General features: G+C 46.1%; 17 protein-coding genes. 11 read left to right on the top strand and 6 right to left on the bottom strand.

The window, feature by feature from the left end; genetic code table 11:
* Positions 1 to 9: 9 nt before the first annotated feature.
* From CKQ84_RS14205 to CKQ84_RS14175, 7 genes are all read left to right on the top strand, one after another.
* Positions 10 to 1,815: a terminase family protein gene (locus CKQ84_RS14205; protein WP_105251771.1), complete on the top strand. Its 1,806-nt coding sequence runs from the start codon at positions 10 to 12 to the stop codon at positions 1,813 to 1,815.
* A complete protein-coding gene (locus tag CKQ84_RS14200) occupies positions 1,815 to 2,843 on the top strand; it encodes a phage portal protein (protein ID WP_105251770.1) in 1,029 nt (342 codons plus the stop codon). The genes CKQ84_RS14205 and CKQ84_RS14200 overlap by 1 nt, the downstream gene beginning before the upstream one ends.
* Positions 2,843 to 3,106 carry a hypothetical protein gene (locus tag CKQ84_RS14195; protein WP_105251769.1) on the top strand — a complete coding sequence of 88 codons (264 nt, stop codon included), beginning with the start codon at positions 2,843 to 2,845 and terminating at the stop codon, positions 3,104 to 3,106. The genes CKQ84_RS14200 and CKQ84_RS14195 overlap by 1 nt, the downstream gene beginning before the upstream one ends.
* Complete coding sequence (locus CKQ84_RS14190) at positions 3,106 to 3,756, top strand: hypothetical protein (RefSeq protein ID WP_105251768.1); 651 nt, start codon at positions 3,106 to 3,108, stop codon at positions 3,754 to 3,756. The genes CKQ84_RS14195 and CKQ84_RS14190 overlap by 1 nt, the downstream gene beginning before the upstream one ends.
* Before the next feature lie 2 nt (positions 3,757 to 3,758).
* The gene (locus tag CKQ84_RS14185) at positions 3,759 to 4,373 is read left to right on the top strand and encodes a hypothetical protein (protein WP_105251767.1); all 615 of its coding nucleotides are present in this window, start codon (positions 3,759 to 3,761) and stop codon (positions 4,371 to 4,373) included.
* On the top strand, positions 4,370 to 4,738 hold the full coding sequence (locus CKQ84_RS14180) for a DUF1353 domain-containing protein (RefSeq protein ID WP_105251766.1): 369 nt from the start codon (positions 4,370 to 4,372) through the stop codon (positions 4,736 to 4,738). The genes CKQ84_RS14185 and CKQ84_RS14180 overlap by 4 nt, the downstream gene beginning before the upstream one ends.
* A 227-nt stretch (positions 4,739 to 4,965) precedes the next feature.
* Entirely contained in the window at positions 4,966 to 6,036 is a 1,071-nt protein-coding gene (locus CKQ84_RS14175; protein ID WP_105251765.1) for a site-specific DNA-methyltransferase, read from the top strand.
* Here CKQ84_RS14175 and CKQ84_RS14170 read toward each other — a convergent pair.
* From CKQ84_RS14170 to mazG, 4 genes are all read right to left on the bottom strand, one after another.
* Positions 5,999 to 6,319: a hypothetical protein gene (locus CKQ84_RS14170; protein ID WP_105251764.1), complete on the bottom strand. Its 321-nt coding sequence runs from the start codon at positions 6,317 to 6,319 to the stop codon at positions 5,999 to 6,001. The genes CKQ84_RS14175 and CKQ84_RS14170 overlap by 38 nt on opposite strands.
* Positions 6,320 to 6,435: 116 nt before the next feature.
* Positions 6,436 to 7,731 (bottom strand): phosphopyruvate hydratase, encoded by a 1,296-nt coding sequence (gene eno / locus CKQ84_RS14165; protein ID WP_105251763.1) that lies wholly within the window; start codon positions 7,729 to 7,731, stop codon positions 6,436 to 6,438.
* Positions 7,732 to 7,961: 230 nt separating this feature from the next.
* Positions 7,962 to 9,599, bottom strand: coding sequence for a CTP synthase (locus CKQ84_RS14160; RefSeq protein WP_012587102.1), 1,638 nt, complete (start codon positions 9,597 to 9,599; stop codon positions 7,962 to 7,964).
* A 116-nt stretch (positions 9,600 to 9,715) separates the two neighbouring features.
* Positions 9,716 to 10,639, bottom strand: a complete 924-nt coding sequence (gene mazG / locus CKQ84_RS14155; RefSeq protein WP_105251762.1) for a nucleoside triphosphate pyrophosphohydrolase — start codon at positions 10,637 to 10,639, stop codon at positions 9,716 to 9,718.
* 509 nt (positions 10,640 to 11,148) lie between these two features.
* Here mazG and aguA point away from each other — a divergent pair.
* Complete coding sequence (gene aguA, locus CKQ84_RS14150; protein ID WP_105251761.1) at positions 11,149 to 12,261, top strand: agmatine deiminase; 1,113 nt, start codon at positions 11,149 to 11,151, stop codon at positions 12,259 to 12,261.
* A 73-nt stretch (positions 12,262 to 12,334) separates the two neighbouring features.
* Positions 12,335 to 14,041, top strand: a complete 1,707-nt coding sequence (locus tag CKQ84_RS14145; protein WP_028761372.1) for an amidase — start codon at positions 12,335 to 12,337, stop codon at positions 14,039 to 14,041.
* Positions 14,042 to 14,221: 180 nt separating this feature from the next.
* Here CKQ84_RS14145 and CKQ84_RS14140 read toward each other — a convergent pair whose 3' ends face one another.
* Complete coding sequence (locus tag CKQ84_RS14140) at positions 14,222 to 15,286, bottom strand: methionine synthase (protein WP_028761373.1); 1,065 nt, start codon at positions 15,284 to 15,286, stop codon at positions 14,222 to 14,224.
* A gap of 55 nt (positions 15,287 to 15,341) precedes the next feature.
* Positions 15,342 to 16,316, bottom strand: a complete 975-nt coding sequence (locus CKQ84_RS14135) for a DUF1852 domain-containing protein (protein ID WP_105251760.1) — start codon at positions 16,314 to 16,316, stop codon at positions 15,342 to 15,344.
* 637 nt (positions 16,317 to 16,953) lie between these two features.
* Between CKQ84_RS14135 and CKQ84_RS14130 the strand changes: the two genes are divergently transcribed.
* The gene (locus CKQ84_RS14130; protein WP_105251759.1) at positions 16,954 to 21,744 is read left to right on the top strand and encodes a DUF3320 domain-containing protein; all 4,791 of its coding nucleotides are present in this window, start codon (positions 16,954 to 16,956) and stop codon (positions 21,742 to 21,744) included.
* A 241-nt stretch (positions 21,745 to 21,985) separates the two neighbouring features.
* On the top strand, positions 21,986 to 22,420 hold the full coding sequence (locus tag CKQ84_RS14125; RefSeq protein WP_105251758.1) for an OsmC family peroxiredoxin: 435 nt from the start codon (positions 21,986 to 21,988) through the stop codon (positions 22,418 to 22,420).
* The last annotated feature ends 233 nt before the right edge of the window (positions 22,421 to 22,653 follow it).

Below are 22,653 nucleotides of genomic sequence, written 5' to 3'. Positions count from 1 at the left end.
AGCTTGCGCGTGACTACCGCTACACTGCTCACCATGAAAGACACTCGCAACAGCCGCTACGCTAATGAAACAAAAGAACAGGCCAAGAGCCTGTATTTGGCGTGCCTAACACCCAGAGAAATCACTGAAAACCTTGGCATTAATAGCGTCAGAACGGTGTACAACTGGATAAACAAGGAAGGCTGGAACAACCTGCTGTCCGCTTTCAGTGTCGAAAAGCAATTAGAGCAACGCATTACCGCGCTAACCAATCGTGATTTAAAGAATAGGCGCGAACTAGACGAGATTGACCGTCTAGTGGCCAACCTCATTAAGATGCAAAGCGCCAATGCCAGGCTGCGCGAGCAAGAGATGTCACTGCGTGAGCGCGAGGTGGCATTAAGCAGTGGTGAGTCGCAGTATCGCGATAAGTCGGACAGCAAGAAAAAAAGCAAAAGCCGTAAAAATGACATACCCGCCGTGGATGACCCGCGTTGGCAGGAATGGGTTAGCAAGCTTTACCGCTACCAGAAAGTCCACTTTGATGCGCGTAACCTTAAAGAACGCTGGACCATCAAATCCCGCCAGATTGGTTTTACCTTTGAGGCCGCAGGCGAAGCGCTCTATGTTGCCCGCGAGACGGGCCGCAACCAGACATTCCTTTCGGCTTCCAAAGCGCAAGCCTTGGTGTTTCGCTCTTACATCATCAACCTTGCACAGCAATATTTTGATATTGAGTTAAAAGGCGATCCTATACGTCTACCCAATGGCGCAGAACTGCGCTTCATTGGCACCAATCGCAACACTGCACAATCCTTTAGCTCGGATTTGTATATCGATGAAGCGTGCTGGATTGGTAAATTTGAAGGGATTTACGAAACCGCTGGCGCGATGAGTACCCTCAAAGACCGGCGTATCACGGTTTTTTCAACGCCATCAACCCGTCAGCACGGGGCATACAAAGTCTGGTCGGGCGCATATTGGAAAAAAGGCGACAAAGACCGCGCGGATATTCACTTCCCGTCAAAAGAGACACTGCGCAAATACCCGCAAGTCTGCCCAGATAAAAAATGGCGTTATGTCGTCACCTTGCAAGATGCGATTGATGGCGGTAACCCAAATATCGACATTGAGGATTTAAGGGAGCGCTGCAGTGCCGCCTCGTTTGAATACCTCTACAACGGCGAGTTTATTGACGAAGCGGATAGCATTTTCACCCTCAATGAGCTGACGAAGTGCATTCGTGCTGATCCCTGGTCAGACGTCGATTTATCCCTCGCAAGGCCATATGGCGATAAACCAGTGGCGATTGGGTATGACCCTGCAAGAACAGGCGACCTCGCCCGCTGTTACGTGCTCAGTATTCCAGAAAAAAAAGGTGAAGCATTTCGGGTAATTGAAGCCTTTGAGTATCGTGGCTTTCATTGGTCTTATCAGGCAGAGCAAATACAAAACCTCACCTACCGCTACAACGTGCAACACATCGGTATCGACTGCAGTGGTATTGGGAGTGGCGTGGCTGAAATGGTTAAAGCCTTTTTCCCGCGCACCATGCTCATTAACTACACCCAGCAAAGCAAACAAACACTGGTGCTTAAAGTCATGGACTTAATCAGCACTGGTCGCCTTAAGTGGCCCGCCACATTTGAGACTATTGCGCCCTCATTTTTGGCGATTAAACGTAAACAAACAGGCCACGGCACGATGACCTTCGCAGCAGATAGAACAGAAGAAACGGGCCATGCGGATGATTTCTTTGCCATCGCTCACGCCGTTGCCTATGAAGGGCTTAACGCCATGATGCAGCGATCTTCCACGATACGAGTAAACCTATAATGACCAAAAGAAAGTACCCGTCAGCTAAACCTGCAACGCCCGTGCACGATACATCCAACGCCCCCGCGCAAATGTTTGAGTTTGGCGGCATTGAGCGTGTGCGAGAGCAAAGCCCGGTTAGCTGCAGTGACGTCACGTTTGATGATTGCGAAGGATTTTACACGCCGCCTATCGAGCCTGAAATATTGTCTGGCTTATTAACGGCCAACTCATACCACGGCTCAATCGTTGAAGCCAGAACGCGCATTTTATCTAAAGATTACATCGAAACACCCACACTACCATTTAGCGATGTGATGAATATTTGCAAGGATTTAGTGACCTTTGGTCATTGTTATTTTCAGATATTCAAAAACGTCTTTGGTGCACCTTTACGCCTTGGGCATATCGCGGCGCAGTACACCCGAAGGGGCAAAAATAACAGCTTTGTCAGAATAAACGATGATGAAAGTAAGACGTGGTACAAGCCAGGCGAAGTGTTTCAAATTCGCCTTTATGATCCGCGGCAAAACATCTATGGCTTGCCCGATTACTTGTCAGGTATTGAATCAGCACTCTTGTCGCAAGATGCGACTCAGTTTAGGCGGCGCTATTACAAGAACGGTATGCACATGGGTTTTATCTTGTACATGACCGACCCGCACATGACGCCAGCAACAGAAGAGATGATGGCTGAAGCGCTTAAAAAATCTCGTGGTGTAGGCAACTTCTCCTCCATGCTCATCAATATCCCTGGCGGCCAAGAAAAAGGCGTACAGCTTATTCCGGTGGGCAATATTGGGACCAAGGATGAATTTGAAGGGATAAAAAAAATATCCTCTCAAGAAGTCATTGTGGCGCACCGCTACCCTGCTGGCATGAGCGGCATTATCCCGCCGGAAGGCGCAACCATGGGTAATCCGCTGCAATATGGCGAAATGTATTACGAGAATGAGGCAAGGCCGCTGCATAAACTTATATGCGGTATCAATATGCAACTGCCCAGTCACATGCATATTCAATTTGAACCTAAAAAAATGGAGGCGTAATGGCCACAAAACCCAAAATAAACACGGTGGATTATGAATGGCGTGCTTACCCCAATTCTGCCGGCCACAGTGGTGCCGTACAAAACCAATCAAGCGATGGCGTGTTGCTTTATGTGTATGTCACAAAAGCGGGAGAAATTCCGCCAGAAGATGAGGGCGTCATCATTGACACTGCAATGCGCACATTACCTATTCAAATAGGAGCGAGCGAAGTGATGCATGTGCGCAGTATCGAAGGTGATGGCACTGTGAGGCTAGTGTAATGGGTGGAAATGTCGCAAGTCGCAATAGCACTGAAATGAATGAGCATAAACAAGATAGTCAGGCCCATGATACCAACGCCATTAATCACCAAGGGCAGTCACTGAGTGACATTATCACGCAGCTACTTGATATTCCTGAGCTGATTTCACAACTGACAGCCAAGGTGTTTGGCTGGCAATTGGTGTATGAAGGGGCTCTCGAAAAAACAGGAATTGCTGTTGCCAGCCCCTCAAAGGCAGGCGAAGTATGGACATATATTATTGTCAAATCTTCCTATGAAACTGCATTCCCGCGATCCACATTTTGTGTTGGAACGAGTACCAATATTGCTTTAAACAACTTTAGCGGTGTTTTTTTTAGAGCAGACACTCGCCAAGATTCAGTTCTCACAGGGCTCAATACAGGTGGTAGCTACTACAGCATAGCATCGTGTGAAAATGGCATTATCTGGCAGATGAGCATTAATCCGAGTAATGAATTGCAGATCACATCATTACCTCTCCACCAAGCAGGGGGAACGTTCTATCAAAGCTATTCAAACCTAACTCAAAAAGTAGGCTTACTTCCCGGAGAAGATGTGTTTTTGAAAGGCAACCCAGCAACTCACCCAGCAAATAAACCGCCTACTGTGCGCATATACAGGTACTAGATATGAGTTTCGTCGTCTTTCACCAAAACCCTGTAGATGGGGCAGTCTCATTATTAACATTGGCCTCAGAAGATGAGGCATCAAACATTAACAATAAAATGCAAGCACATGGGCGCAGAGCTTTTTTTGCTGCCAGTGGCGACGATATTTTTCTGGATGATGACAGTAGACCAATGCACTGTTTAACAGTTGATTTCGATAAACAAACATGGCAATGGGATATAGAGAAATACCATCAAGAGATATTACTTGAAAAGCTAAGCCTGCTAGCCACAGAAACTGACGCTACATTTAGTCCAGTGCTAAACACGTATTCACAAGCAGAAATGCAGAGCTGGATGGCGCAAGAGACTGAGGCCATAGCATGGATTGCCGATAATAACAGTCCAACCCCCACACTTGATGCCCTCAATCCCCGAGAGTCCAAAGAGCACTTTTGCCACTTAGTGATACGCAAAGCCGTTGCATTTAAAGACATGCTCAAGGTTGTCGGAATATCACAACGCTTAAGAGATGATCTGAGCGCAATGACCTATCAGGAGCTCAGTACGGCCCAGCCACAAGTCATGCTTAGGTTAGCCATCCTTGAAGCAACAACTCAAGGGGCCTCTACATGACATTAAAAGTCATCACCTGTGACACTCCACTGCTTACGCCGATGCCCTTTAGTAAACGCTATCGATTGGAACGCAATATGGAAGTGAAGTGGCAATATCGTGGCAAAGTCCAAGCTCTCATTATCCCACAAGGATATGTTACTGATGGAGCCAGTATCCCCAAACCGTTCTGGTCTGTCATCGGAAGTCCTTACCTGCCCGAGTTCATCGCAGCCGCCATCGTGCATGATTATTGTTGTGAGGCAAACTGGAATGTCACCGAAATGAGCGAGCTCTTTTTTAGACTGTTAAAAGATGCAAATGTTAAAAACGTTACAGCAAAAACGATGAAGCATGCAGTAAAGGTCTATAAAAGCCTATTTTAAAAGCAAGACCGTCCAAAGGTGTGGCTAACATTCTCATTCTAAGACCAACTTTGATACACTGTTTATTTAAACAGTATGTTGAGCTAGTACCATGAAGCCTGTCCACTGCCTTAGATGCAACAAAATGCTGTGCTACATTGAACATGGGCGCGTCGCCATAAAATGTCCACGCTGTAAATTTATTACTGACCAGAACACCCCGAGTGTCAAAGCTGGAACCAACAGTAATGCAAAAACGCCTCACCCTCATCAATGACGATTGTTTATCGTCATTGAAATCTTTAGCCGATAACAGTATCGACCTTATTGTCACAGATCCGCCTTACTTTCAAGTTAAGCCAGATGCATGGGATAACCAGTGGGCTAACCAAGACGATTTTTTATCTTGGCTTGACTGTGTGGCCTTAGAATTATGGCGAGTATTAAAACCTTCAGGCACCTTATATTTATTTTGCGGCTCTCGCCTTGCCTCACAAACCGAGATACTTCTGAAACAGCGCTTTGATGTGCTTAACCATATCATTTGGACAAAACCCTCTGGACCGTGGAATCGTACCTGCAAAGAAAATCTGCGCTCATTTTTTCCAGCGACAGAGCGGATCATCATGTGTGGCCATTACAAAGCAGAAGGTAGCGCAAAAGGTGGTTCTCAATATCATGACAAGTGCCAAGACTTAAAGCGCCATGTGTTTGCGCCGTTGATTGACTACTTTCAGAAAGCGAAAGAACGCCTGAACATTCCAGCGAAAGCCATCAACGAAGCCACCGGAACGCAGATGTGTTCACATTGGTTTAGTCCGTCACAATGGAAACTACCGACGGCAAAGCAATACACACAGCTACAGGTGCTGTTTGCCAAGTACGAGCAAAACGTACTTACCGCTAGCCATGAAGGATTAGCCCAGCAATTTGCCGTCTTACATGAAAACTATCAGGTACTTGTTCGAGAGTATGATGATTTAAAAGCGCAGTACCATTCCCTAAGACGCCCTTTTACGGTGACTAAAGAAGTACAGTTTACGGATGTGTGGTCGTTTAAATCGGTGCCATATTATCCAGGTAAGCACCCATGTGAAAAACCAGCAGAACTACTCGAACACATCATCAATGCCAGCAGTCGCCAAGGCGAAACGGTACTGGATTGTTTTATGGGTGGCGGTTCTACTGGACGAGCTTGTTTAGCACTGGATAGACGTTTTATTGGGATAGAGATGGATGCAGAGATTTTTGCACGAACCGCAAGCCGATTTGAACAAGAAGCTAAAATGCTAAATCAAGTTGCTCTTTGTGAGGCTTAAATCCAGCGGCAGTATTGCCATGCATAGTATGAATAACACCTGCATGTGTGGAATCTACCTTGAAGCGGGTTAAGCAATTTTCATCAAGACAATCACAATAAAGGACTTGATAGGCGGGTGTAATACGTTTGCTAGTGCGGATGGTTGTTTTGCTGCCGTGGCAGATAGGACAAATGGCTTTAAAGATAGGCATGAACACCACCGAACAGTGAAAATTTGGCACATCATCGCAGCGCTGAAACCTAAAAGCAAGAAAGCCGCCAATTAAGGCGGCTTTCTTCATTTCCTAACGACATGTGGTCAATATGTGGTCCAGATCAAAATAAAATCAATCAAAAACAAAACCTTACACAACAAAAAAGGCCACCAAGTGGTGGCCTTTTTACATCAAATATTAAATTACGCCTGACCTTTGATCTCTTTCAAACCACGGTATGGGGCTTTTTCACCTAATTGCTCTTCGATGCGCAGCAATTGGTTGTATTTAGCGACACGGTCAGAACGACACAGTGAACCGGTTTTGATTTGACCAGCAGCAGTACCCACGGCTAAGTCAGCAATGGTTGAATCTTCAGTCTCACCACTACGATGTGAAATCACGGCGGTATAACCCGCTTCTTTCGCCATACGAATAGCCGCTAAAGTCTCTGTCAATGAACCAATTTGGTTAAACTTGATAAGGATTGAGTTAGCAATACCGTTTTCAATACCACGGGTTAAGATTTTAGTGTTAGTAACGAATAAATCGTCGCCCACTAATTGGATCTTGTCACCCATGATTTGAGTTTGATAAGCCCAGCCATCCCAATCTGATTCGTCTAAGCCATCTTCGATAGACACGATTGGGTATTGGTCAGCCAATGATTTTAAGAAATCAGAGAAACCGTTCGAGTCGAAGACTTTGCCTTCGCCCGCTAAATCGTATTTGCCGTCTTTGTAGAATTCAGATGCAGCGCAATCCAGCGCTAACGTCACATCAGTACCTAACTTGTAGCCAGCCAGTTCAACCGCTTCTTTGATAATGGCTAACGCATCAGCATTTGACGCTAAGTTAGGTGCAAAACCACCTTCGTCACCCACAGAAGTGCTTAGACCTTTGTCGTGCAATACTTTTTTCAGCGTATGGAAGATTTCAGCGCCCATGCGCAGTGCTTCACGGAAGGTTTTCGCGCCAACAGGTTGCACCATGAATTCTTGGATATCAACGTTGTTATCCGCGTGCTCGCCACCGTTTAAGATGTTCATCATAGGCACAGGCATAGAATATTGGCCTGGTGTACCGTTTAATTCAGCGATATGCGCGTATAAAGGAATACCTTTAGATGCTGCTGCTGCTTTAGCAGCCGCTAAAGACACAGCCAGAATCGCGTTTGCGCCTAACTTGTCTTTGTTTTCTGTGCCATCTAAGTCGATCATGATTTGATCAAGCTCAGCTTGTGCCGTCGCATCTTTGCCTAATAATGCAGCGCGGATGACACCGTTTACGTTAGCAACAGCTGTTAATACGCCTTTGCCTAAATAACGGCTCTTATCGCCATCACGTAATTCTAACGCTTCGCGGCTACCGGTTGATGCACCAGAAGGCGCCGCAGCCATACCCACAAAACCACCTTCTAAATGCACTTCGGCTTCAACAGTTGGGTTACCACGAGAATCCATAATCTCGCGACCAATCACGTTAATAATCTTAGCCATAACACCCTCGATTTAAGTTTAAAGATAAAAGAAAAAACCAATACCTATGGGAATAAATGGAAGTCACATACCGCAGAAAATAACCAAATTCCATTTACGGTTTGCGTCCATACAGATGCAACGGATACGCATGCTGTTTACACCCAGAAGTATTAAATTCTTATGTTTCAAGTAGCGACGAGTGTAGCAAAAGGCCGGCCGCACTGTCGCGGGTCCGGCCTCAAATATTCTTACTTCAGATCACGTTTTTGATGCGCACTTGCCGCAGCAATAAACCCTTCGAACAATGGGTGACCATCGCGCGGAGTTGAGGTGAATTCAGGATGGAATTGACCTGCAACAAACCATGGGTGATCTTTTAATTCGATCATTTCCACCAGTTTGCGATCAGAAGACAGACCGCTGAAGATCATGCCAGCTTGCTCTAAACGCTCTCTGTATTTGTTGTTCACTTCGTAACGGTGACGGTGACGTTCTACACAGCTGTTGCCTTTGTAGGCTTGAGCCGCTTTTGAACCCTCGAGTAAATGACACAATTGAGCGCCTAAACGCATAGTGCCACCTAAGTCAGACGCCTCATGGCGCTGCTCAACATTACCTTCTTCGTCAATCCATTCAGTGATCAAACCCACAACTGGGAATGGTGTTTCTTTATTGAATTCAGTTGAATGTGCATCAGCCATACCTGCAACATTACGCGCAAATTCAATTAGGGCAACTTGCATACCTAAACAAATACCGAAATACGGTAAATTGTTTTCACGGGCAAATTTTGCCGCCAGTATCTTACCTTCAACACCACGCTCGCCAAAACCGCCTGGTACTAAGATACCGTCTAAGCCCTGTAAGACTTCTTCGCCTTTAGCTTCTACGGTTTGTGAATCAATATACTTGATGGTCACTGATACGCGGTTTTTAAGGCCTGCGTGTTTTAATGCTTCGTTGACTGACTTATAGGCATCTGGCAGTTCAATGTATTTACCCACCATACCAATAACGACTTCGCCGTTTGGATTAGCTTCTTGATAAATAACATTTTCCCACTCAGACAGATCCGCTTCACGGCATTCTAAACCGAAACGCTTAACCACTAAGTCATCCAAACCTTGTGAACGTAACAAAGCTGGGATTTTATAAATACTATCAACATCTTTTAATGAAATAACCGCACGCTCTTCGACGTTACAGAACAGCGAAATTTTGGCTTTTTCATTCGCAGGAATAGCACGATCACCACGGCAAACCAGCACATCTGGTGCAATACCGATAGAACGCAGCTCTTTCACTGAGTGTTGAGTTGGCTTAGTTTTCACTTCGCCTGCAGCACCTAAGAAAGGCACTAAGGTTAAATGCATGAACAGAGTACGATCACGGCCCAGCTCAACACCGAGCTGACGGATAGACTCTAGGAACGGCAAAGATTCGATATCACCCACAGTACCGCCGATTTCGACGATAGCCACATCATGGCCTTCGCCACCTGCTAATACTTTTTCTTTAATCGCATTAGTAATGTGTGGGATAACCTGAATGGTTGCGCCCAAATAATCGCCACGACGTTCTTTACGTAATACTTCTTCGTAAATACGACCGGTAGTGAAGTTGTTACGACGATTCATCTTCGTACGGATGAAACGCTCGTAGTGACCCAAGTCGAGATCTGTTTCTGCACCGTCTTCAGTAACAAATACTTCGCCATGTTGGGTTGGGCTCATGGTACCCGGATCAACGTTAATGTAAGGGTCCAGTTTCATGATGGTTACATTGAGACCGCGGGCCTCTAAAATTGCAGCTAATGATGCTGCTGCAATGCCTTTACCTAGTGATGAAACAACGCCACCAGTAACGAAGATATACCTTGTAGTCATGCTGAACCTGAGAAAATGAGTTTGAAAATACGTGCTTGTAAGAAAGCACTAGGACGGGGCAGTAGTATACCAAAGGCGGCGCGATTCGACAAACACCAATCGGGATAATTTGCCGTTTATCTCGTCTCTGTCGCTTTTACTTGGTCCCAATAGGCATCAAGCTCCATTAATGTGTGCTCTTCCATACTTTTACCGCTGTCACTCGCCAACTGTTCTACACCGCGAAAACGGCGTTCAAATTTAAGGTTAGCTTGGCGCAACGCTTGTTCTGGATCGACCTTAAGATGGCGAGCTAAATTCACCACGGCAAATAGTAAATCGCCCATTTCGGACTGCACTTTAGTTTGGTCTTGCTCAGTTTGATTCACTTCATGCAAAACTTCATCGATTTCTTCGTGGATTTTAGCGACCACGGGCTCAAGTTCAGCCCAATCGAAACCGACTCGCGCCACCCTCTGCTGAATTTTGATTGAGCGCGACAGCGCAGGTTGTGAGCGAGGAATATTATCCAATACAGAAACCTGCACATCAGCTTGGGTTTCACCCGCCACTTGCTGCGCCTTTTGCTCACGCTCAGTCGCTTTTATCGCCTCCCAATTGGCTTTCATCGCTTGGGCGCTATCGCCTATTTGCGGATTTTGTTCGCCAAACACATGGGGATGACGGCGGGTCAACTTGTCGCTGATGTTCTCAATCACTGTGGCAAAATCAAACAGCCCCTGCTCTTTACCGAGCTGACAATAAAATACGATTTGAAATAATAAATCCCCAAGTTCATCGGGCAACTCATCCCAGGCTAAGCGCTCTATAGTATCGGCAACCTCATAGGCTTCCTCTAAGGTAAAAGGCACTATAGTTTGAAAGGTTTGCGCTTTGTCCCAAGGACAGCCCGTGTGCGGATCACGCAGTTTTTCCATAATGTTAAGCAGCGGCTCAACATCTGTTATAGAAAATCCCGTTGTAGAAGATTCCGTTGTAGAAATTTCAGTGATAGAAGGTTCAGTAGAAAATGAGGTTAATGGCGCCGTGTGGGAAGTCATGCTGATATCCTTTAAAGATAAATACTGCAACGGGCAAATATTGAGAAAGAACAAAAAATACGCCTCCGCAGTGTTTTTTAGCAAAAGGCTACAATAAACCGATGATGATAAGCTAGGTAAAATAAAAGCGCTATTTTGATGCTGAGATCAGATTTTAGTGCCGTATTTCAACTAAAGACTTATTTTAACTAAAGAGCATTCGCTCCATTTCGTAATTCACTCATCTCGTGAGCAATAAATTGACAAGCTTCCTCCCCTACAAATTCTCATCTATGTCCTGCATACAAGTATTTAGCGCAAGCCATCTTAAATGATAAGATACGCAGCAATATTTCAATGAAGCTAAAACTCACCGAGTGAAGACCTGACAATTTCGGCCAAACTATGCACATGATAAATGCGGTCCTTTAATTTATTCATTTGATTGATGTTAGGTATATTTCGATTCTGTCGTCCGATGTTAGGACGCACACCCTTATCGTTTTTAAGCATTACTGGAGACAAAACTCATGACAAACGTGACCGTGGATGCCACGCAGTTAACGACTAAGCCATCCCAAGATGGTTTTTATATGCCTGGCGAATGGGCTGCGCAGCAAGCGGTGTGGATGATTTGGCCCTATCGTCCTGATAACTGGCGTGCAGCTGGTGCTTATGCTCAGGCGACCTTTGCTAAGGTGGCCGATGCCATTGGTGCGGCAACCCCTGTTTATATGGGTGTTCCTAAGACGTTTTTAGCCGAAGCTAAAGCGGTGATGCCATCCCATGTCACCTTGGTTGAAATGGACAGTAACGATTGCTGGGCTCGTGACACTGGGCCAACCGTCGTTGTGAATGACAATGGCGAATGCCGTGGTGTTGACTGGGGTTTTAATGCTTGGGGCGGCCATAACGGTGGTTTGTACTTCCCATGGGATAAGGACGAGCAAGTCGCGCAGCAGATGCTTGCGCAGCATGGTTTTGCCCGTTACAGCGCGCCGCTGATCCTCGAAGGTGGCTCCATCCATGTCGATGGTGAAGGCACCTGTATGACAAGTGCAGAATGTTTACTTAACGCCAACCGTAACCCTGAACTGACAAAAGAACAGATTGAAGACTTACTGCGTGACTATTTGAATGTTAAGCAGTTTATCTGGTTGCAAGATGGCGTGTATATGGATGAGACCGATGGTCATATCGACAATATGTGCTGTTTCGCCCGTCCTGGTGAAGTCATTCTGCACTGGACCGATGATGAGACTGATCCCCAGTATCCACGCTCAAAAGCGGCGCTCGATGTGCTGCAAAATACCGTGGATGCCAAAGGCCGTAAGTTAAAAATCCATCTATTGCCACAACCGGGGCCGCTGTATTGCACCGAAGAAGAATCAAAAGGCGTGACCGAAGGCACTGGCGTGCCACGCACGGCGGGTGAGCGTTTAGCCGGTTCTTATGTGAACTTTTTAATCACCAATAATCGCATCGTGTTCCCACTGCTTGACCCTGCAACCGATGATATCGCCGCCCAAAAACTGCAGGAAATCTTCCCAGAGCATGAGATTGTGGGTGTGCCAGCCCGTGAGATTTTATTAGGTGGCGGTAATATCCATTGTATTACCCAGCAGATCCCCTCTGGAAAGTAATCTAAGGAGAACAGCATGACGATTGATGTCACTGTTATTACACCACAATTAGCTTTCAGCGGGAGGGTGTAAGATGTTTGAAGTCACTGAAGTTTCTATTGCCGAGTTGCGTGCTGCGCTCGAATCTGGCCGCACCACCGCAGTGGAGTTGGTTAAGTCGTATCTCGCGCGGGTTGAGGCGTATGACGGCCCTGCGACAAAGACTAAGCTCAATGCGTTAGTGGTACACAATCCCGATGCGCTCAAAGAAGCTGAGGCGTCAGATGCGCGCCGCGCCCGTGGTGAAATACTGAGCCCACTTGAGGGTATTCCGTATACCGCCAAGGATAGCTATTTGGTGAAGGGGCTGACGGCAGCTTCTGGCAGCCCAGCCTTTAAGGATTTAGTGGCGCAGTATGATGCCTTCGCCGTTGAGCGCCTACGCGCCGCAGGTGCCATTTGCCTAGGCAAAACCAATATGCCACCTATGGCCAATGGCGGCATGCAGCGTGGTCACTATGGCCGCGCTGAAAGCCCATACAATGCTGAGTATCTTACTGCACCATTCGCTTCGGGCTCTTCCAATGGGGCAGGCACGGGTACGGCGGCAAGTTACTCTGCTTTTGGTCTTGCCGAAGAAACTTGGTCGAGTGGCCGTGGCCCTGCGTCCAATAATGGTTTATGTGCCTATACACCGTCTCGCGGCGTGATTTCGGTGCGCGGTAACTGGCCGTTAACGCCGACCATGGATGTTGTCGTGCCTTATACCCGCACTATGGCCGATATGCTTGAAGTGTTGGATGTGATTGTGGCCGACGATCCTATCACCCGTGGCGATCTCTGGCGTCTGCAACCTTGGGTACAAATCCCTAAAGCATCAAGTGTCCGTCCAGCATCTTATCTGGAGCTTGCCGCTCAAGCCGACACGCTTAAAGGTAAGCGTTTTGGTGTGCCGCGCATGTACATCAATAAGGATGAATTGGCGGGCACTAGCGAAAATCCGGGCATTGGCGGGCCAACGGGGCAACGTATTCATACCCGCCAATCAGTTATCGATCTATGGGAAGCGGCTCGTAAAGCCTTAGAAGCCGCTGGCGCCGAAGTGATTGAAGTCGATTTCCCGTTGGTATCAAATTGCGAAGGCGACCGCCCAGGTGCGCCGACCGTGTTTAACCGCGGTATCGTCACGCCTCAATTCCTCCATGATGAATTATGGGAACTCTCAGGTTGGGCGTTCGATGAATTCCTGCGTGCTAACAATGACCCTAAACTCAACAAACTTGCTGATGTTGTTGGGCATTTGATTTTCCCCCACGACTTAGGCACCTTGCCTAACCGTGAAGGTGACTTAGCGGCAGGCATGGAAGAGTACGTCAACATGGCTAAGCGTGGTCTTAAATCCTATGACCAGATCGACAGTATTCCCGATGGTCTGCGTGGCTTAGAGAAGACGCGTAAGCTAGATCTCGAAGACTGGATGGACGAGCTAAAGCTCGATGCAGTGCTGTTCCCAACCGTGGCAGATGTCGGCCCTGCCGATGCGCATGTGAATCCGGCTTCCGCCGATATCGCTTGGAGCAACGGAGTTTGGGTCGCTAACGGAAACCTTGCGATTCGCCATTTAGGCGTGCCGACTGTGACTGTGCCTATGGGCGTGATGGCCGATATTGGCATGCCAGTCGGTTTGACCTTCGCAGGCCGCGCCTATGACGATAATAACCTGCTTAAATTTGCAGGTGCATTTGAGTCAACAGGTGACAGGCGCATGATCCCGCCACGCACACCAAAACTTGGCCAATAAGCGCTAAGACAATGCATAAGCCTAAGCACTAAATGTAAGAGCTTAGAAATGAACAATGGGATTGGCATCAGAATGCCAATCCCGTTTTTTAACACCAATGTCGATATCCCTTCAACAAAGCTGGACTTATGCTGCTATAAAACATGCTGCTGTAAAAAAGACAGCAACACTTAACGCGTCTTATCTTAATGCCAAGAGTTCTTTTCTGACGATCTCTGCACCTGCACTCAAGGCGTTGAGTTTGCCTCTTGCGACTTGATGGGATAAAGGCGTCATGCCGCAGTTAGTACAAGGATAAAGCTTGTCGGCATCGACAAATTTAAGGGCTTTTCGTAGGGTGTCAGCCACTTCCTCAGCGGTTTCAATCGCGTCGGTGGCGACATCAATCGCGCCAACCATGACTTTCTTACCGCGAATGAGTTCAAGTAGCTCCATTGGCACATGGGAGTTGTGACATTCTAGCGAGATAATATCGATATTAGACTTTTGCAGCTTAGGAAACACTTCTTCATATTGGCGCCACTCTGAGCCCAAGGTTTTTTTCCAATCTGTATTGGCTTTAATGCCGTAACCATAACAAATATGCACCGCCGTTTCGCATTTAAGCCCTTCAATGGCTCTTTCTAAACACGCAATACCCCAATCGTTTACCTCATCAAAAAATACATTAAAGGCAGGCTCATCAAATTGGATAATATCAACACCCGCCGCTTCTAATTCTTTGGCTTCCTCATTAAGAATTTTGGCAAATTCCCAAGCAAGCTTTTCTCGGCTTTTATAATGGTCATCATAAAGCGTATCTATCATGGTCATAGGGCCTGGCAGCGCCCATTTAATCGGTTGTGTGGTTTGCTTGCGTAAAAATTTGGCATCTTCAACAAACACCGACTTTTGGCGGCTCACTGGGCCGACAACCGTGGGCACGCTCGCATCATAGCGATCACGAATTTTAACGATTTTACGTTTTGAAAAATCAACGCCATTGAGGTGCTCAATAAAGGTAGTGACAAAATGTTGCCGCGTTTGCTCGCCATCACTGACAATATCAATCCCTGCTAGCTGTTGATCCTGTAATGACAAACGCAGTGCATCGTGTTTACCGGTAATTAATTCCTCTCCTTGCAATTTCCATGGAGACCAAAGTGTTTGAGGCTCTGCAAGCCATAAAGGTTTAGGCAAACTGCCCGCAGTTGAAGTCGGTAACAGTGTCTGGTTAAGCGATGTTTTATTAAGTCGTGTTGTCATAATAATGATGCCGTATTGGATTAATTAATGAGCGTGACAATTAGGCGCAGAGCGACTAAAGGTAATTAGCAGACCATTGTTCAAAAAACGTTTGATAGGGTTTGATAAAGTGCTCCGCTGCAAATTTGCCTTGCTCATTCGCCAATTGGCTACGTTCTGCTCGGTCATAAACAATTTGAGTCAGTGAATGATCCAGATTTTTCAAATTAGGTTGATAGCATTTCCCTGCAACAGCATTGGCATTATAAATCTCAGGGCGATAGATTTTTTGAAAAGTTCCCATAGTGCTGATGGTGCTTATCAACTCAAGATGGGTGTAATCATTCAGTAAATCACCAAAGAAATAAAAAGCTAAAGGCGCCACACTATTTGGCGGCATAAAATAGCGCACCTGTAAGCCCATTTTTTTGAAATATTGCTCAGTTAAAGACGATTCATTTGGCTGATATTCAACCCCTAATACGGGATGCTGATTCTCAATTCTATGGTAGGTTTTATTATCCGACACACTGAGGCAGATAACCGGTGGCTTATTAAAATTCTGTTTGTAAGCATCAGAATTAACAAAAGACTGAAATAGCTTGCCATGCAGACCACCAAAATCATCTGGAATACTAAATTTGGCTTGGCCCTTATTATGCTCTGCCAGTAATACGCTAAAGTCATAATCGCGTACGTAAGATGAAAAGTTATTGCCGACAATACCTTCAATACGCTTATTAGTTTTATGATCAACAATATTGGTTTTCAAAACTTCAATCGATGGGAAGGTTTGACCACTGCCGTCAATATCCAGATTAACGGAGATAATTTCAAGTTCGACAGTATAACGATCGCCTTTAGGGTTATCCCAATGCGCTAAGGCATTAAAACTGTTATCAATCATCTTTAACGCGTTGCGTAAGTTCGCTTGGCGATGACTGCCTCTGGCCAAGTTAGCAAAGTTGGTCGTGATACGCGTCTTGTCTGAGGGATGATAATTTTCATCAAGACAAATGCTGTTAATCGTAAATGTAAAATGCTTATTCATAGTGATCCAGTATCCCATTGCCTGATTTCAAACCTGAGTTTATGCCCTGCGCTTCTAGCTTCTCGACCCGACTCTGATAGACATTATTCGTGTTCTGTCTGAGGTTCTATTTAACTTAAGTGCCGATGACTTAAGTCCTGATGGCTTAGCTAGGGTGCAACTTCAAGCTTGTCTAATATTTCGCTTGGAGTCATTTATACGTGGTTCGGCACATGAACAAAAACGGTTTTATTTCACATACAACATGAGCCATATTCATGATCAATTAGCATAGCGTTGTTGGTTAAATCATTCCGTAGCGCGTAATAACTCCTCGGAGGCTGGCCGATTAGATAATTTGCTTGCAAAAGGGAATACCCAGAATTGCTGGAGCACATTTTTCCTAATTAGTCATAAGTTGAGCAGTAATCTCATGGCGAATAGCACCATCAACTTTAGCTAATTTCGTTAAATTTATTAACGACCAATAAAAGCAATATACGCTCACTCACTTTCTGCACGACTACTTCTTATCATTCTAATAATTCGCAAGATTGCTTTTAGAAACAACCGTTGATATGGTAGATTTTTAAACAACGCCACCAGCAAAACCTTGTGAAAACTATTGCTGTTCAGCATATCTCGGAGATGGATTTTTATGGTTGTTGAGCAGCAACTGGAACGTGCGCGTCTGGAATTACTTGATATGGGTCTTCGATCCAACCCTCAGCTGAATTACCGCAGTGGTAGTAAAGCCCTCGACATTATTGATGAGCAATCTGCCAAGATATTTGAAATGCTCGTTGAGCAAGAAAACACACTCAGCTTTTTACCACTGCCAGAAGCTTATCAGCAAAAAATTGCCGACAGTGAAGATGAAGGATCATTCTTTCAGACCGACGATGATTTGGAATTGCCACCTCTTGATTTATACCTCGAACAGAAAAAGGGAGTGGCCCGCTTCACCGACAAATACCTACAAACCGGATTAGTGCCCGCCAAGCTGGATAAAGCCCTGCTGAAACTGGAAACCGAAGCCCATACAATGCTGCAAGAACAAGGTGTTGAGGTTCTGTATTTAGCACTTGGTTTTTTACAGTGGAATGAGCCAACAAACTCATCTGTTTCAAGATATGCACCTTTAATTCTGATCCCAGTTCAACTAATGCGATCATCAGCCAGAGATAGCTTCAAATTGCGCTACACCGGCGAAGAGCTGGGTTCAAACCTGACCTTAGCTGCAAAACTAAGGACTGAATTTAAGTTAATGCTTCCCGCTTATTCTGATGAGATGGTCATCACAGATTATTATCAGGCGGTATCAGATGCGATTACAGTGCAACCTTCATGGCGAGTGCATCAGGATAAAATTGGTTTAGGGCTGTTCTCTTTTGGCAAGTTTCAAATGTACATGGACTTGGACCCTACAGGCTGGCCGGAAGGAAAAAAACCATCACAGTTACCTTTAATTGGCCGCTTATTTCGTGATGGCTTTCCCCACGATGCAGAGATCAATCCTGCAGATCTGAATCATCCAGAAAAACTCCACTTGGTAAAAGACGCCGATTCTAGCCAGATTGAAGCAATCTTGGCGATGAAATCTGGCGCGGACCTGATCATTCAAGGGCCACCAGGTACAGGTAAATCCCAAACTATCACCAACATTATTGCCGAAGCGGTTGCGCTGGGTAAAAAGGTGCTGTTTGTTGCACAAAAAATGGCAGCACTTGAGGTGGTGAAAAAACGCCTTGATGAAACTCATATGGGCTACGCCGTACTCGAACTACATAGTCACAAAAGTACCAAGAAATCTGTGCTTGGTTCTATTGCTGAGTCACTTGAGCAAGGTCGGCCACAAACAGCAAACCGGGAGCAAGAGTTTTCAGATTTAGCGGAATCAAAAGCCTCGCTGGATGCTTATGTGCATGCCATCCGAGCCCCTATTCTGCGTAGCGGTATCAATTACATTGAAGCGTTGGGCTCATTGCTGCAATTGAAGACAAAGGATCCCGACAACTCCTTACCAGCCCTCCCATTTAGCTACTTCGAACAATGGACAGCTGAGGAATACAGTAATGCGAGGAAACTGGTTACGGAATTAGTACAGCAACTAGCACGCATTGGCATACCTGCAGCGCATCCATTTGCGATGTCTGGTCGCACTGACTTTTCACCTGCATTGCAGCAGGCATTAACCTCTACTTTGGTAGAAATAAGCCAGTTGCTTAGCCAACTTGATACGCAAACTCAAACCGTCAGTGTTTTTCTGCAGCTTGATAAACCACAAAGCTTGCAACAAGTCGCACCGCTGATTTCAACAACGAGCTGGCTATCCGAAGTGCCAGATCTTAAAAGCGTTAAAGTAAATAACCCCATATGGGCTTTAGAAAAAAAGCGGATCGATAACGGCCTGACCTGCCTAGCTAATTTCTTATCACTCAAAGCCAGCTGCGAACAGCACTTTATCACGCAGGCGCTGGATGCCGATTTACTGAGTATCCGCCAAGGCTTGATTGGCAAAACAGATAAATGGTGGCGTTTCCTGTCGTCCAGCTATCGCCAAGCCAAAGCACAGCTAGCAGGGCTTTGGCTTGGCGCTCTGCCCGCTTCGTCTACCGACTGGCTTACTGCATTAGATACTGCTTTAACTTACCAAAGCACGAAAAAAGAGCTAACTAGCTACCACCCCCTGTTATCTGAATCTTTTGGCGCGCAGTGGCAAGGCGAATTTTCGGAGCACAATGAATTAACGCAAATTCACAGCTGGATAAACACCTTTTATGCAAAGGTAAACCGTGTTGAATTGTCGCAGTCATTGGCTGAACTGATTGATACGGGCCTTGATAAAATGCTGCTGCGTGACCAGACGAACTCACTGACAGCGCTTTGTAACGCTATTGCAGTGCAGGCACAAACGCTGCAAGAGCTGATACAAATCCCCGACAGCAATCCAAACCATGACTTAGCAGCAATGCAATTTACGCAACTAAATGTCTGGTTAGAAGGCTGGAAAAACTCTGCCCTACTTTACGATTTTGCACGCTACAACCAGATTATTAAGGCGTTTGAGCCTTATAACATCAAGGACTTCACTAAACATGCTTACTCATGGCATGCAGCCCCAGACTTGCTAATGACGGTATTCGAACTTAGCTATTATTCTGGTCTGGTTAACTATGCCTATGACAGCTCAGAAGCAATACGGCACTTTGACCGCAATAAACATGAACAAAGCCTACGCGACTTTAAACGTATTGATGGTAACAGTTTGTTTTTCGCTCAAGAATTTTTAGTAAACAGCCTGTACGAGCGCTTGCCAAAGAAAACAGCTAAAGGTGAAATGGAATTAGTACTGCGTGAGTTAGGTAAGAAAAAACGCCATATTCCTATTAGGAAATTACTGGCTGAAGCAGGTAACGTGATCCAGCAAGTAAAACCTATTTTTATGATGAGTCCTATGTCCATCGCCACCTACCTAAAACAAGGTGCGTTAGATTTTGACCTGGTGATTTTTGACGAAGCAAGTCAAATTCCAGCACCCGATGCCTTAGGCGCAATGCTGCGCGGGCGGCAAGTGATTGTGGTAGGTGACAGTAAGCAAATGCCACCAAGCAACCTATTTGGTAAAGCTGTTGAACTGGAAGAGGAAGAACTGGAAAACAGCGCCACCGCAGAAATGGAAAGTATTCTGGCATTAATGGAAGCCCGTGGTGCGGCAAGTAAAATGCTGCGCTGGCACTACCGTTCTCGCCACGATTCACTGATCGCAGTGTCCAACGACCAGTTTTATAAAAACAAGTTAGTGGCCTTTCCAAGCCCAGGCTTTCACCCCGATGCAACAGGACTGAAGTTTCATTATTTACCTGAAACACATTACGACAAAGGCAGCTCTCGCACTAATACTGGCGAAGTAAAAGCTGTTGTAGCAGCAGTAGTGAATCACGCTTTAACTAAACCTCACCTATCGTTAGGCGTTGTTGCGTTTAGCCTTTCGCAGCGAGATGCTATCTTGCTTGAGCTGGAAAAAGTGCGCCGCTTACAGCCAGAAACTGACGAATTCTTTGCACGCCATGCAGGTGGCGATGAGTTTTTTGTAAAGAACCTGGAGAACGTGCAAGGCGACGAGCGCGACGTTATTTTGATCAGCATTTGTTACGGAAAAACCAGCACAGGCCAGCTGAGCCAGAATTTTGGCTTATTAAATAAACCAGGTGGAGAACGCCGATTAAACGTGCTTATCTCACGCGCTAGACTGGCGATGGAAGTGTTCGCCAACTTCAAAGGCGATGAACTAAAAGTTGGCGCAGACAGCCCTTTTGGTGTGCGTTCACTGCAAATCTTTTTGCAGTTTGCCGAATCAGGCCAGTTGAACAAAGCCTATGAAAAACAGCAGGAACAAAACTTTGCTTTTGGCGCCCTGCTGCATCAGGCAATACAGCGTTTAGGGTATCAGGTAGCCACCCGAGTCGGCAGTCAGGGTTATTACATCGACTTAGCCATCAAGCATCCTGAAGACCCAAGTAAATTTGTATTGGCGCTGGAATATGACGGCGCTGGCTATTATGGAGCTACTTCGGCACGCGACCGCGAAAGGTTACGGCAAAGTGTACTGGAAGGCCTTGGCTGGAACTTTGAACGCATTTGGTCCACTGACTGGTTTCGAGATCCAGAGGCAGAGTTACATCGCCTGAAAGTACTCATAGACAAAGCCATAACCCAACATGACGAACTGATGGTAACAATGGCAGCACAAGCCAATAGCACCATACAAGTGAAACACAAAGTTGCTGCGCCAGAGGCCATTGCAACGCCAATAATGCGGATTGAAGAAGAACAACCAGAATTTGAAGCCTGTACTACGCCCTATAAAAAAGCCGATGTGTCTAAGCTCAATATTCCGCATGTCGATGATTTCAGCGCCATCCCTTTAAGTATGTTGGTGTATGCGGTTGAACGTATTGTTGAAACCGAATACCCAATATTCACCAGCCTAGTTGCTACTCGTTTAGCCAACGCTGCAGGCCTGACAAGGGTTGGCGCCAAAATTAAACGCACTGTAGACCAAGCCATTACAGGCGCTGTTGCCAAAGGATTAATCCAGTTAGATAGCGATGAAGTGTTATGGCCGCATGGCCGCAGTACAGTCAAGTTAAGAAACTGGAACAGCGTCGACACAGCCACCCGTAAGCTGGAAAACGTCTGTGATGCCGAGCTCATAAACGCCTTATTGCTGACAGTGCAAGACGCCCACGCTATCAGCGTAACGGACGCAGCATCAGCTGCTTTGGGCTTATTGGGTTTCCAACGTGCCACAGCTCAGGCGGCAGAACGGATGGCGAAGTTAGCGCAGATTCAGTGTGATAAAAATGTGTTGGTTTGTGAGAATGAGCGGTTGAAAATATCAATCAATAAATCAGGCCATATATGGCCCGTTAATCCTCTGAAATGAAAGCGTACAAAGGCGATCTTGAGAAGCATATCTTCGATTGGTAGGTGGGGATCTTCAACGCCCAGCGCAATCACATTAGCGCCTTCGCAGCTATCATATCTGTTGCATACCGTACAGACGGATACCTATGGTCAAGTCCAGACTGGCATAGGTTGGCAGTATAAGTCGTCTCAATTTGCCCAATCATTAGCGTCGAAAATGAAACCCTTCTTGAGCAATTTTGATATTTAGGAGACACACCATGATTGAAAAAATCGCAACTATCCAATGGCAAGGTCAAGGTAAGAAAGGCCAAGGTAAAATAAGTACCGAGACCGGTGCACTGAAGCAATATCCTTACGGCTTCAGTAGCCGCTTCGAGGATGACCGTCGTGGCACGAACCCTGAAGAGATACTAGCTGCCGCCCATGCCGCGTGTTTTACGATGGCGTTTTCATTCGCCTGCGACAAGGCAGGGTTTGCCACCACCAATATCGACACCAAGGCCAGTGTACGTCTCGCTAAACAAGGCGAAGGTTTCGTTATAGACCGCATCGCATTGACTATGATCGCAGAGGTTGCGGACATCGACGAAGCGAAATTCCAGGAGATTGCGGCTGCGGCAAAGTGTGACTGCCCAGTATCGAAGGCCCTTGCTGGTGTTGAAGAGATTACCCTGCAAGCGACACTGAAATAACTCATCTCCTGAGACACACTATCAGCCAGCGCCATGTGGCTAAGTTGTACTAACACCAGCGCCAGATCTGCCGCTAAAATTCATTTTTTAATTGGTGTGTTCATATCGCCCGCTAAAAATGTTTCCCACAGCCCTTAACATTACCGATTGTCTTTCTATGGTGAATGACCAGCGGTCTGGTGTCAGTGCGTTCACGCACCCACTAATAGTTTGGATTTGGCTGAGAACTCGGC

It is taken from the genome of Shewanella sp. WE21 (assembly GCF_002966515.1).
Taxonomy (GTDB): domain Bacteria; phylum Pseudomonadota; class Gammaproteobacteria; order Enterobacterales; family Shewanellaceae; genus Shewanella; species Shewanella oncorhynchi.
Note: the sequence above shows the minus strand (reverse complement) of the source record. Positions and strands in the feature narration are given on the sequence as shown.